This is a genomic window from Halomonas sp. 707B3, assembly GCF_024158645.1.
GTDB lineage: Bacteria > Pseudomonadota > Gammaproteobacteria > Pseudomonadales > Halomonadaceae > Vreelandella > Vreelandella lionensis.
The window spans coordinates 1-13,348 of sequence record NZ_JAMZBE010000095.1; the positions used below are offsets into that span (position 1 = coordinate 1).

General features: G+C 57.9%; 10 protein-coding genes. 7 read left to right on the plus strand and 3 right to left on the minus strand.

Going from position 1 to position 13,348, the window contains the following annotated elements; translation table 11 throughout:
• The 5 genes from BIS10_RS12675 to sucD form a co-directional block, all read left to right on the plus strand.
• A partial coding sequence (locus BIS10_RS12675) for a 2-oxoglutarate dehydrogenase E1 component (protein WP_253505720.1) occupies positions 1–1,823 on the plus strand: 1,823 nt, incomplete at its 5' end.
• A 38-nt stretch (positions 1,824–1,861) separates the two neighbouring features.
• Positions 1,862–3,424: a 2-oxoglutarate dehydrogenase complex dihydrolipoyllysine-residue succinyltransferase gene (gene odhB / locus BIS10_RS12680; protein WP_253505722.1), complete on the plus strand. Its 1,563-nt coding sequence runs from the start codon at positions 1,862–1,864 to the stop codon at positions 3,422–3,424.
• 113 nt (positions 3,425–3,537) lie between these two features.
• Positions 3,538–4,977 (plus strand): dihydrolipoyl dehydrogenase, encoded by a 1,440-nt coding sequence (gene lpdA / locus BIS10_RS12685; protein WP_253505724.1) that lies wholly within the window; start codon positions 3,538–3,540, stop codon positions 4,975–4,977.
• A gap of 165 nt (positions 4,978–5,142) precedes the next feature.
• Positions 5,143–6,309: an ADP-forming succinate--CoA ligase subunit beta gene (sucC, locus tag BIS10_RS12690; RefSeq protein ID WP_016914526.1), complete on the plus strand. Its 1,167-nt coding sequence runs from the start codon at positions 5,143–5,145 to the stop codon at positions 6,307–6,309.
• Positions 6,309–7,181 (plus strand): succinate--CoA ligase subunit alpha, encoded by an 873-nt coding sequence (gene sucD, locus BIS10_RS12695; RefSeq protein ID WP_044627828.1) that lies wholly within the window; start codon positions 6,309–6,311, stop codon positions 7,179–7,181. Before sucC ends, sucD begins: the two co-directional genes overlap by 1 nt.
• An 85-nt stretch (positions 7,182–7,266) precedes the next feature.
• Here the strand turns inward: sucD and BIS10_RS12700 are convergent, their stop codons facing one another.
• Entirely contained in the window at positions 7,267–8,283 is a 1,017-nt protein-coding gene (locus BIS10_RS12700; protein ID WP_253505726.1) for a lysylphosphatidylglycerol synthase transmembrane domain-containing protein, read from the minus strand.
• Positions 8,261–9,379, minus strand: a complete 1,119-nt coding sequence (locus BIS10_RS12705) for a glycosyltransferase family 1 protein (protein ID WP_253505728.1) — start codon at positions 9,377–9,379, stop codon at positions 8,261–8,263. The genes BIS10_RS12700 and BIS10_RS12705 overlap by 23 nt, the downstream gene beginning before the upstream one ends.
• A 381-nt stretch (positions 9,380–9,760) precedes the next feature.
• On the opposite strand from BIS10_RS12705, the gene BIS10_RS12710 reads away from it, so the two are divergent.
• Together BIS10_RS12710 and BIS10_RS12715 are read left to right on the plus strand one after the other, a co-directional pair.
• Positions 9,761–10,177: a CopG family transcriptional regulator gene (locus BIS10_RS12710; RefSeq protein WP_253505730.1), complete on the plus strand. Its 417-nt coding sequence runs from the start codon at positions 9,761–9,763 to the stop codon at positions 10,175–10,177.
• Between the two features lie 53 nt (positions 10,178–10,230).
• Positions 10,231–11,466, plus strand: coding sequence for a PHB depolymerase family esterase (locus tag BIS10_RS12715; RefSeq protein WP_253505732.1), 1,236 nt, complete (start codon positions 10,231–10,233; stop codon positions 11,464–11,466).
• 82 nt (positions 11,467–11,548) lie between these two features.
• Here BIS10_RS12715 and BIS10_RS12720 read toward each other — a convergent pair.
• Positions 11,549–13,348 (minus strand): exoribonuclease II (locus BIS10_RS12720; protein WP_253505734.1); only part of this gene is annotated, 1,800 nt, incomplete at its 5' end.

The following is a 13,348-nucleotide window of genomic DNA, read 5'->3' on the forward strand; positions in this document are numbered from 1 at the left end:
CGGTACGCGCCCGCCAAGACCGCCGTAACGACGACGAAGGCAGTAAAGTACTGCCCATTAACGTCCATGGTGATGCCGCTTTCGCCGGCCAGGGCGTGGTGATGGAGACATTCCAGATGTCTCAAACCCGTGCCTATAAAACGGGCGGCACGGTGCATATCGTCATCAACAACCAAGTGGGCTTTACGACCTCTAACCCCTTGGATGCACGCTCCACGGAATACTGTACTGACATTGCTAAAATGGTTCAGGCGCCGATTTTCCATGTCAACGGCGATGATCCTGATGCAGTGATCCACGCGACCCAAGTGGCGCTGGATTACCGCCAGCAGTTTAAGAAAGACGTTGTGATTGACCTGGTGTGCTATCGCCGCCGTGGCCACAACGAGGCTGACGAGCCGTCAGGCACCCAGCCGATGATGTACGCCAAAATTAAAGACCACGCTTCCTCGCGTACCCTGTACGCGCAGCGTTTGGTAGAGCAGGGCGTCATCTCTGAAGAAGACGCCAAGGCGATGATTGAAACCTACCGCGATGATCTTGTGGCAGGTAACCACGTTGCCAATGCGTTGGTACAAGAACCCAACACCTCTCTGTTTGTGGACTGGGCTCCTTATCTTGGCCACGAGTGGACCGGCGATGCCGATACCACCTTCGATATGAAGCGCCTTCAGCAGTTAGCCGCGAAGATGTGCGACATTCCCGACGGTGTCGATGTTCAGCGCCAAGTTGCCAAGATCTATGAAGACCGTCGCAAAATGCAGGCGGGCGGTATGGGGCTCAACTGGGGCTTTGCAGAAACGCTGGCCTACGCCACGCTGTTGGATCAAGGCCATCCGATCCGGATTACCGGTCAGGACGTGGGTCGCGGTACGTTCTCTCACCGCCATGCGGTGGTGCACAACCAAAAAGATGGCTCCACCTACGTGCCGCTGCAGAACATGTCTGACGGCCAGCCACGTTTCACCATTCACGACTCCTTCCTATCAGAAGAAGCCGTATTGGCGTTTGAGTATGGTTACTCGACCACCGCCCCGAATGACTTGGTTATTTGGGAAGCGCAGTTTGGTGACTTCTTCAACGGCGCCCAGGTGGTGGTGGATCAGTTTATCTCCTCGGGTGAGACCAAGTGGGGCCGTCTGTGTGGTTTAACCATGCTGCTGCCACATGGCTATGAAGGCCAGGGTCCTGAGCACTCCTCTGCCCGTTTAGAGCGCTTCTTGCAGCTGTGCGCCGAGCACAATATGCAGGTGTGCGTACCGACCACGCCCGCGCAGATTTATCATCTGCTGCGTCGTCAGGTCATCCGTCCGCTGCGCAAGCCGCTGGTGGTGATGTCGCCGAAATCGCTGCTGCGCCACAAAGAAGCAGTGTCGAGCCTGGAAGATCTCGCCCACGGCAAGTTCCATATGGTACTGCCGGACCAAGCGAACCTCGCTGCCGACAAAGTGACTCGCGTGGTGATGTGTGCTGGTAAGGTCTACTACGACTTGGCTAACTGGCGCGCTGAGAACGAGCGTGACGATACGGCGATTATTCGTCTAGAGCAGCTCTACCCCTTCCCGAAAGAAGAGCTTCTGGAAGTGCTCCAGGCGTATGCCAATGTGGAAGACATCGTGTGGTGTCAGGAAGAGCCGCTGAACCAGGGCGCCTGGTACTCCAGTCAGCACCACATGCGTGCCGTGGCCGATATGTTGAAAGACGGCCTAGGACGTGAGTTGAAATTCGCAGGGCGTCCCGCCTCGGCTGCTCCGGCAGCGGGCTACATGTCCGTCCACACTGAACAGCAGCGCCAGCTGGTGGAAGACGCTTTTAACCTATAAGCGCCCACCGGATTTAGAGAACATATAAGGGAAACGACATGGCTATTGATATCAAAGCGCCAACCTTTCCGGAATCCGTTGCCGAAGGCACTGTAGCTGCGTGGCATAAAAAGCCGGGCGACAGCGTCGAGCGTGACGAGCTGATTGTTGAAATCGAAACCGATAAAGTGGTGCTCGAAGTCGTCGCACCGGAAGCGGGTACCCTGACCGACGTGATGGCCGAAGAGGGCGATACCGTTGAGTCTGAGCAAATCTTGGGCAAAATTGGCGATGCCAGCGCGTCTAGCAGCAAAGAAGAGAGTTCTTCTGAAAAGAGCTCTTCTAGCAACGATAGCGCTGAAAAAACCGAATCAAAAGCAGAGTCCAAGCCTGCTGGCGACGGTAAAAAGCACGATGTAAAAGCGCCTAGCTTCCCTGAGTCTATCCAGGAAGGCACCGTTGCCACTTGGCACAAGAAAGTAGGCGAAGCGGTTAAGCGCGATGAAGTGCTGGCCGACATCGAAACCGACAAAGTCGTGCTGGAAGTTGTTGCCCCTGCTGACGGCGCTCTGGCTGAAATTAAAGCCGAAGAAGGCAGCCAAGTAGAATCGGAAGCGGTTCTGGCGATCTTTGCTGAAGGTGCTGGTGGCGAAAGCGGCGGTGATTCAGCGCCCGCAGCCGCCGATACCAGCAGCGACGATGAAGGTGCCGATGAGAAAGTCGGTGACAAAATCCTCGCACCGGCGGCACGTAAAATGGTGGCTGAGCACGATCTGGATGTTTCCAGAATCGAAGGCACCGGCAAAGGCGGTCGCATTCTGAAAGAAGATGTTCAGAAAGCAGTGAAAGACGGGTCTGCTAAGAAAGCGGCCAAGTCTTCTGCACCGGCCAAAGCCGCAGCAGCACCGGCAGTTCAGGGTGAGCGTGAAGAGAAGCGCGTACCGATGACCCGTCTGCGTCAAACCATCGCTAAGCGCTTGGTGCAGGCACAGCAAACCGCTGCCATGCTGACCACGTACAACGAAGTGGACATGACTGAAATCATGGCCCTGCGTGCTCAGTACAAAGAGACTTTCCAAAAGACCCACGACATTAAACTGGGCTTTATGGGCTTCTTTGTAAAAGCAGCTTCTGAAGCGCTCAAGCGCTTCCCGGACGTGAATGCCTCTATCGACGGTACCGATATCGTCTACCACGGTTACCAAGATATCGGTGTTGCGGTATCCACCGACCGTGGCTTGGTCGTACCGGTTCTGCGTGACACCGACAGCATGAAAATTGCTGACGTTGAGCGCACCATTGTCGATTTCGGCAAACGCGGCCGTGACGGTAAGCTGGGCATGGACGACATGATCGGCGGTACCTTCACGATCACCAACGGTGGTACGTTCGGCTCCCTGATGTCCACGCCGATTATCAACCCGCCGCAAACCGCTATCCTGGGCATGCACAAGATTCAGGATCGTCCTATGGCGGTGAATGGTAAGGTCGAGATTCGCCCGATGATGTATCTGGCGCTTTCCTACGACCACCGCATGATTGATGGTAAAGATGCGGTAAGATTCCTGGTAACTATTAAAGAGCTGCTGGAAGACCCGGCTCGCTTGCTGCTGGACGTATAACGAAGCGCGCTGATCCGCCTTCGCTGTTAATGTAACGTTCTATGCAATCGCACTTTGCCTCCTGCCTGGTTTAGATCCAAACGGGGGGAGGCAACCAAGCTAAAGGAGCCAACATGGCTGACAAGTTTGATGTGATCGTTATCGGTGCAGGACCTGGTGGCTACGTAGCGGCTATTCGCGCTGCGCAGCTGGGCCTGAAAGCCGCCTGTGTTGAAAAATGGATTGGTAAAGAAGGCAATGTCGTTCACGGCGGTACGTGTTTGAACGTTGGCTGTATCCCATCCAAAGCGTTGCTTGAAGCCTCGCATAAGTTCGTCGAAGCCAAGCACGATTTCGATGATATGGGTATCAATGCCGGCGACGTCACCATGGACGTCAAAAAGATGATGGCTCGCAAGGACAAGATCGTTAAGAACTTGACCGGCGGCATCTCTGGCCTGTTCAAGGCCAACGGCGTTACCGCCATCGAAGGTACCGGTAAAGTGGTGTCTGGCAAGCAGGTTGAGGTGACCGACCTCGACGGCAACACCACCACTTACGACGCCGACAACATCGTCATCGCGGCAGGCTCTGTACCGGTGGAAATTCCGCCAACCCCGCTGACCGAAGGCCTTATTGTTGACTCTACCGGCGCACTGGAATTCCAGGAAACGCCGAAGCGTCTTGGCGTTATCGGTGCCGGTGTTATCGGCCTTGAGCTGGGCAGCGTTTGGAACCGTTTAGGTTCTGAAGTGACCGTTCTGGAAGCGATGGACTCCTTCCTGCCGATGGTCGACACCGCGATTGCCAAAGAAACCCAGAAGCTGCTCAAGAAGCAGGGTCTGGACATTAAACTGGGCGCTCGTGTGACCGGTTCGGAGTCAAAAGGCGAAGAAGTCGTCGTCAAGTACACCGATGCCAACGGCGAACAGGAAATGACCTTCGACAAGCTAATCGTTTGTGTTGGCCGTCGCCCCTACACCAAAGGCGTGATCGCTGACGGTGTGAGCGTTGAGCTGGACGAGCGTGGCTTTATCTTCGTTGACGACCAGTGCCGCACCAACGTGCCGGGCGTTTACGCCATCGGTGACTGTGTACGCGGTCCGATGCTGGCGCACAAAGCGTCTGAAGAAGGCATCATGGTGGCGGACATCATCGCTGGCCACAAAGCCGAGATGAACTACGACACCATTCCGAACGTGATTTACACCTTCCCGGAAGTGGCGTGGGTGGGTATGACTGAGCAAGATGCCAAAGCGAAGGGCATCGAAGTCAAAACCGGCAGCTTCCCGTTCGCGGCCAGTGGTCGTGCCATGGCGAACAACGCCACCGAAGGCAGCGCCAAGATCATTGCCGATGCGGAAACTGACCGTATCCTCGGCATGCACATCGTGGGTCAGCACGCGGGTGAAATGATCGCCCAGGGCGTGATCGCGATGGAATTCGGCTCTAGCGCTGAAGACCTCGCACTGACCTGCTACGCGCACCCGACCATGTCGGAAGCCGTGCACGAAGCGGCACTTGCGGTAGAAGGCCATGCGATTCATATGGCAAACCGTAAGAAGCGTAAGTAATTCGCTAAGCAACAACCAAGCGCCACCGTCAGGTGGCGCAACACTTTCAGCCCTGCGCGGTAGCTTGTAGGAAACTGAAAGTACGGGGATGGTCAGGGCGGTACAGATACGCTGTTAAGTCAACTGATCATCGTTCGAGTCACATGCAACCAATGGCATGAATCGATGAACCTTCACGAGTATCAAGGCAAACAGCTGTTTGCTGATTATGGTCTGCCAGTGTCCAAAGGCTTTGCCGTGGACACTCCCGAAGAAGCAGTAGAAGCGTGCAAAAAAATCGGCGGTGACATGTGGGTGGTTAAAGCCCAGGTTCACGCTGGTGGCCGCGGTAAAGCGGGCGGCGTTAAGCTGATTAAAGACCCGGCAGAAGCTAAAACCTTCGCCGAGCAGTGGCTGGGTAAAAACCTGGTGACTTACCAGACTGACGAAAAAGGTCAGCCGGTTGCTAAAATTCTGGTAGAGACCTGCACCAACATCGCAGACGAGCTCTACCTGGGTGCGGTTGTTGACCGTACTACCCGCCGTGTGGTCTTCATGGCCTCTACCGAAGGCGGTGTTGAGATTGAAACCGTCGCCGAAGAGACGCCGGAAAAGATCCTCAAAGCTGAAATCGATCCGCTGGTCGGCGCACAGCCCTACCAAGCTCGCGAGCTGGCCTTTGCGCTGGGTCTGGAAGGCGATCAGGTGAAGCAGTTCACCAAGATTTTCCTGGGTCTGTCTAAGCTGTTCCACGACAAAGATCTGGCACTTCTTGAGATCAACCCGCTGGTCATCACTGACGAAGGCAACCTGCACTGCTTGGATGCCAAACTGGGCCTGGATAGCAACGCCCTGTACCGTCACCCGGACCTGCAGGCCATGCGCGATCCTTCCCAGGAAGATCAGCGTGAAGCCGACGCGGCGAAGTGGGAACTTAACTACGTCGCCCTCGACGGTAACATTGGTTGCATGGTGAACGGCGCAGGCCTGGCTATGGGCACCATGGACATCGTCAACCTGAGTGGCGGCAAACCCGCTAACTTCCTGGACGTTGGCGGCGGCGCGACCAAAGAGCGCGTCGCAGAAGCGTTCAAGATCATCCTGTCTGACGACAACGTGAAAGCTGTTCTGGTGAACATCTTCGGCGGCATCGTTCGTTGCGACATGATTGCTGAAGGCATCATCGGTGCCGTTGAGCAAGTGGGCGTTAACGTCCCGGTGGTCGTTCGCCTGGAAGGTAACAACGCTGAATTGGGCGCTGAAAAACTGGCGTCTAGCGGTCTGAACATCATCGCTGCTACCAGTCTGACCGACGCGGCTCAGCAGGTTGTAAAAGCAGCGGAGGGCAAGTAATGAGCATCCTGATCGATAAGAACACCAAGGTCATCTGCCAAGGTTTCACCGGTGGCCAGGGCACGTTCCACTCCGAGCAGGCGATTGCCTATGGCACGCAAATGGTCGGTGGTGTTACGCCGGGCAAAGGCGGCCAGACGCACCTGGGCCTGCCTGTTTTCAACACCGTGAAAGAAGCGGTCGAGAAAACCGGCGCAGAAGCCAGCGTGATCTACGTACCGGCACCGTTCTGCAAAGACTCGATCCTTGAAGCTGCGAACGCTGGCATCAAGCTGATCGTGTGCATCACCGAAGGCATCGCGACCCTCGATATGCTCGACGCAAAAGTAAAATGCGACGAGCTGGGCGTACGCCTGATCGGCCCGAACTGCCCGGGCGTGATCACTCCCGGTGAGTGCAAAATCGGTATCATGCCGGGTCACATCCACCAGCCGGGCCGCGTAGGTATCGTTTCCCGCTCTGGTACCCTGACTTACGAAGCCGTTAAGCAGACCACTGACCACGGTTTCGGTCAGTCTACCTGTGTCGGTATCGGCGGCGACCCGATTCCGGGTTCTAACTTCATCGACATCTTGGAGATGTTCGAGAAGGACCCGAAAACCGAAGCGATCGTGATGATCGGCGAAATCGGCGGCACCGCCGAAGAAGAAGCCGCGGCTTACATCAAAGCCAACGTTTCTAAGCCGGTGGTTTCCTACATTGCCGGTGTCACTGCACCTCCTGGCAAGCGTATGGGCCACGCGGGCGCCATCATCTCTGGCGGTAAAGGTACTGCCGATGAGAAATTTGCGGCTCTTGAAGACGCCGGTGTGAAAACCGTTCGTTCTTTGGCGCAAATTGGCGACGCGCTGAAAGAAGTAACCGGCTGGTAAGCCGCGCACTTTTTTCGTGACGCTGAAAAGGGCACCTTGGGTGCCCTTTTTGCGTTTGAGGAGGTTAAGGAAAGCGGTGAGGCGGCTAGCGCTGACGCAGCAGTCGCGCGCTGTAGAGCAGTAGCAGCGGCGCGCCAGCGGCAAGATACAAGTGGTAGCTAATCAGCCGCCAAACCAGCACGGCGGCAGCGGCCTGCTCCCGGCCCATCAAGGGCAGCAGCAAGCTTCCCACCCCCACTTCAGCCGCCCCCGCGCCGCCAGGCAGAAAGCTGAATTGGCTGGCGGCCATAGCTAGCATCTGAGTTAAAAACGTCCAGAGCCAGTCGGCATGTCCACCGATGCCAATCACCGCTAGGTAAAGCAAGCTGTAGCGCAGCAGCCAGTGTAGGGTTGTGAGTGCCAGCATCGCTGCCAACGTGGCTTTGGGTAGCGCCAGCGTCATACGCAGCGCATGGCGGCAGCGTAGCAGCCGCCGGACCAGCCAGCGCCTGCGGCTAGGGCGAATCCAGGCCAGCCACTGGCGTTGAGTACGCAGCAGCTTGGGTAAGTACCCCATCATCAGCGAGACACCCACCGCTAACAGCGCCAATCCCAGTAACGAGAGCTGCACCAGCCCCTGGTGTGGCCACTGGGCATCCCCGAAAACCGACATCGCCACCAAACCGCTCAGCATCAGCAGAAAGAACAGCAGGTCGCACCCCTGGTCGATGAGAAACACGGCGGTGCCTTTTGAGGGCGAAAATCCCCGCTGGGCAAGTAATAACAGCAGAGTGGCCGGGCCGCCGCTACCGCCTGGCGTCGCGCAGAGCGCGCACTTCGCCGCCAGCTCGATGCCCAGCGCGCTGCGCTGCCCAAGCTGGCCAGCGCGGCCGTTCAGCATCAGGCGCAGCCGGGCGGCGTTTAAATTCCAGCATAGCGCCGCCATGGCGATCATCAGGACCAGTAGGCCAATGGGAAACTGCGCCACATGCTCAAACGCTTGGCTGCCCCCTGCAAGCGATGTGAGCACCAGTGGCGCTACCAGGGCAGCCAGCAGTAGAACGCCGTGTAGCGGACGAAAGCGCAGCAGCCGTTGAGGTTTAGCGACGGACGACACGGGCATCGGGCTGTTCGAGTCCACAGAGGTCGACATAGTGCGTCAGCAGCGAGCCAATGACGCTATCCCAGCTAAACTGGCGCTCAACAAAATGGCGCGCGTAGCGTCCGCTGGCGGCAATATCGTTGCTAAACAGCGCGGAGCAGGCGTCCGCCATCGCGTCCGGGTCCAGCGGCTGGCAGAGCACGCCCGCGCCCAGCGGTACGTTCTCGATCAGCGCGCCTGCCCGCGCGCCAATCACCGGTAGGCCGCTGGCCATCGCTTCCTGGGCCACCAGCCCAAAGGTTTCGCGGGTGCCCGCATGCAGCAGCGCATCGCTACTGGCAAGCGCGCGGGCCACTTCATGGCTACCGCAGCAGCGGTTGACCACCGTGACATTGCTAGGCACTTGAGTCGGCATGCCCGGCCCCATCAGCAGCAGGTGGTAGTCGCTGCCAAGCGCCCGCATGGTGGCTAGCAGCACGTCGATATTCTTTTCTCGCGAGAAACGGCCGACAAAGATCAGCAGCTTTTTATCCGCGGGAATACCCATGGCCGCACGGAAGCCGGGGTCGCGCCGTGAAGGGTGAAACTGCTCTAAATCAACCCCTAACGACTGCACGCGCACGTTGGGCACGCCCCACTCGGTGAGGCGGTTGGCCATCGCGTGGCAGGGGGCCAGCACACTATCAAAGCGCTGGTACAGGTCCACCACGTAGCGAATTAGCCGTTGGCGAACATGGCGGCCAAAACGGTCGCCCATCAAGTGGGGTAAATCGGAGTGGTAGAAACCCACCACCGGCACGCCCAAGCGCTGGCCAGCCTCCAGCGCGGCCCAAGCGGTAACGTAAGGATCGCCTGCTTCGATTAACGTGGGGGAGAGGTCTACCAAAGCATCACGCCAAGGGCGGCGGCGCAGCGGGAATCGATAGCCTTGCCCAAGAGGCAGATGCAGCGCTGGTAACGTGTGGTGGTCGCCCAAACTATCACGCTCAGCCCCTGGCACCAGCAGGCTGGTACGGAGGTTGGGTGTGCGCGAGAGCACGCGATGCTTGGCCTGTAAATAGGTGCGAACGCCGCCGCTTGCCGGGGCGTGAAACATAGTCACATCGGCGATGTGCAAGGTAACCTCCGAGCCACATGAGTGTCATCGAATCACCTTAGGATAGAAATAAGTCAATTCGGCGACAATTGAGCCGCCGCTGTTTATTTCCTGCGAACCGCTTCCAGCTTTCTATTTCATCCCATTCCACTCTTCACCCCCCATTGCCAGCTATCGGCTTGGTTGCCGATGGTCGTTCTCTTGTGCGTATTAGTTGACTGTTTGCCGAGCTAGGCTAATATGCCATCTATATGGATGGTATATGGATTCCCATTAGATGGTTTTAGGATGGTGACGTGCTGATATTTGTAACGTGCTTACGTTGGCGGCACGGTTTCAGAAGCCTCACATCCACCAACATCCACCAGCCGATTGATGATTGAGCACTACGAGGAAGGACACATGAGCGTGCATGAGCTACGCCGTAAGGGCGGTGATTCCAGTGAGAAGATCACCATTAACCTGGGGGTGGTTGACCTGGGGCAGATCGACCTGCTGGTTCAGGAAGGTTTTTACTCCAACCGGACCGATCTGATTCGCACCGCTATTCGTAATCAGTTAGCGACCCATGCCGAGGTCGTCAAAGAGACCGTAAGCCGTAAGGCGTTTGTGTTGGGCCTTGAGCATTACAGCCGTGCGGATCTAGAGGCGGTGCAGTCAGCCGGGGAGACGTTGCAAATTCAAGTGCTGGGCATGGCCAGCATTGCCGACGACGTGACGCCTGAGCTGGCCCTTGCCACTATCGAGTCCGTGGTGGTTTTGGGCGCACTTCATGCCAGCAAAGCGGTGAAAGCCGCTCTGGCGGATCGCATCCACTGAACGTCTCACTCAATAAGCGCTGACCACGCCATCATTGAATAAGGATATTGAAAATGATCGATGCCACGATGACGAAGCGAATGGAAGAAGCAACGCGGCTCACCCGCGCGGGGAAACTACAAGAGGCCATGGCGATTCTCCAGGGCGGCAGTCCCGACGTTAGAAGCGCAGAAACACCGGATAACTCTTTTCAGCACGGTAGTTATCAGCACAGCAGTTATCAGCAAGGCGATACTTTTGATGGGACCTGCGAGGTCATTGATGGAGAAGCCACCGTATCGAAGCCCGAGCCTTCTGAGTCGCCAGCGGGAACATTCTCGCCCGGTGATATTCAGATGCCGGCAGCATGGCGCGATAAGTGGATGAAGTTTCGTGGTGGCATGGCGCAAGCCGAGCAAGCGCCGAACCCCAGCGAGAAACCGCAGCCAGGCGCGTTTACTGCCGGTCGGTTTACCCACCCTGTGGGGTCGCGTGATTACAAACTGTATATCCCTAGCGGCTATCATGGGCAGGCGCTGCCGCTGGTAGTGATGCTGCATGGCTGCACGCAGAACCCTGATGATTTCGCTGCCGGAACCGAGATGAACCGGCTAGCCGAAGAGCAGCTGTGCTGTGTGCTCTATCCCGCTCAGCCGATGACCGCGAATAGCTCGAAATGCTGGAACTGGTTCAAGGCCGAAGACCAGCAGCGCGAAGGGGGAGAGCCCACCATCATTGCCGCCATGGCTCGCCAGATCATCGATACCCACGGGCTAGATGAAACGCGCGTCTATGTGGCTGGGCTTTCTGCAGGCGCGGCCATGGCAACTACCTTGGCGATGACCTACCCAGACCTGTTTGCGGCGGTAGGGGTGCACTCCGGGCTACCCCACGGCGTCGCCCAAAGCCTTCCCGATGCGTTAAGTGCCATGCAAGGAGGCTCCGGGCCGCTGGGCGGTGGGAAAACAAAAGGCACCCATTGGGCATCGGATGTGCCCGTGATTATCTTTCATGGAGATCGTGACACCACCGTGCACCCCAGCAATGCGCAACGCGTTGCCGCCCAGTACCGCCAATCGCGCCAAGCAGGAGCAGCGGTGGAGCAGGGAAAAGTGGCGAATGGCCACTCCTATACCCGTACCACACACCACAACGAGAAGGGTAAATCTCACATGGAGCAGTGGCGCATTCACGGCGCGGGCCACGCCTGGTCAGGGGGCAGCGCTAAGGGCAGCTATACCGACCCTAAAGGCCCCGATGCCACTCAGGAAATGCTGCGTTTCTTCTTGCAGCACCAGCACGCTGGATAAATGCTCCCACCTATCACTGCCACAGACACAACAACGGCGCCTTAAGGCGCCGTTGTTGTGTGGTGAGGCTTAGAAGAGAGTGCTAAGCGGCAGGCTTGGCAACCAGCGAGCGCGTCTCTTCACGGGCTTCCGTGAGTGATACGCGCAGGCTATCGCCCAGCTTGAAGCGCTCTTCGCCTTCGATCTGGATGCGGCCCTCTTTGTCATCAATGACCACTTTATCGCGGTCACTGTGCATCAAGGGGGCAGGCACGAACGCCGTCGCGCCGTTCTCGATCAAGCGAACCCGCATGCCGCCACGGTTGATCGCCATGATCTCTGCATCAAAGGTGTCCTGATTCTGCGCGGCTGGAGTCAGGTAGCGCACGTAGAGCCAATCTTTCACGTCGCGCTCGGCCATGCGGTTCAGGCGGCGGCGCTCGGTGAGCTGCTCGGTGAGCTGTTGGCTGGCTTCTGCCGGAGCCTGCTCGCCCTTCAACACACGCTTGATCAAGCGGTGGTTGACCATATCGCCATACTTACGAATCGGCGAGGTCCAGGTGGCGTAGGCGGGCAGCCCCAGGCCGAAGTGCGGGCCAGGCTGAGCCGACATGCTGGTGAAGCCCTGGAAACGACGCAGGCGCGCATCCAACCAAGCGTCGTCGCGGCTCTCAAGCGCACGCTTCAGCTCTTTATAGTGGGCAAGCTCGGTAAGTGCTTCCTGAGCGACTTCGATTTCCTGAGTTGCCAGGAACTCTTGTGCCGCTTCGGCTTTTTCCGGCTCGAAAGCGCGGTGCACGTTGAAGATGCCGTGGCCGATATGGCTGGCCAGGAAGTCCGCACAGCAGGCGTTGGCAGCAATCATCGACTCTTCGATCATACGGTTGGCAATGCGGCGGTCTTCGGTATGAATCCCCAGCACGTTGCCCGCTTCATCCAGATCAAACACGTAATCAGGACGATCTTTAAATACCAGCGCGTGCTCGTTACGCCACGCGGTACGCGCTTCGGTCAGCTCACGCAGGGCGTGTAGCTGCTCGGCAATAGTATCTGCCGGTGCCCAGTCGCCTTGGCCTTCAATCCAATCAGAGACGCGCTCGTACACCAGCTTAGCGTGGGACTTCACGTTGGCCGCAAAGAAGCGGTAGTCGCCCAGGCTGCCGTCGGCGTTAATGTTCAGCGTGCAGGCCAGGGCAGGGCGCTCTTGGCCTTCCCACAGTGAACACAGGTCATCGGCTAGCTGCTCGGGCAGCATGGTCACGTTCTGGCCCGGCAGGTACACGGTAAATGCACGGACGCGGGCTTCCAGGTCAGCAGCGTGGCCCTCTTCCACATAAGCGGTGGGGTCGGCAATCGCCACGCTCAGTTGCCAGCCGCCTTCCGGGCGTGCCACTACGTGCAGCGCGTCATCCATATCGCGGGTTTTTTCACCGTCGATCGTGAAGTACGGCTGCTCGGTGAGGTCTTCACGGGTGAGGCCTTCATCGTGCAGCGGCCAGTCGCTGCCGGCATCCGGGCACTCTTGCTCCAGTGCGTGGCGAGCAAGCGTCACGCGCCACGGCACGGCCGGGTTATCGGCTTTGGCCACTAGCTCATCAATCTGAGTGAAGAAGCCGCGGTCGTTCTCTTTTAGCGGGTGACGCACCAAACGCGCCACGACCCAATCGCCGTCGGCAATGGAGTCTTCATCCAGGCTGTTTTTGATGCGTGCTTTTAGAACGTTGCGAATCGAGGGGTGATCCGGCACCACCGCGAGGCGGCCTTCGCGCTTTTGCACGCGAGCGACAAAGCGGTCTAAACCGGCTTCAATAAGCTTTTCAGGCTCAACCGATTTTTTATCGCCGTTCTCGTGAATCACGGCTTCCACACGGTCGCCGTGCAGCACCTGTTTCATGGCGGGGGG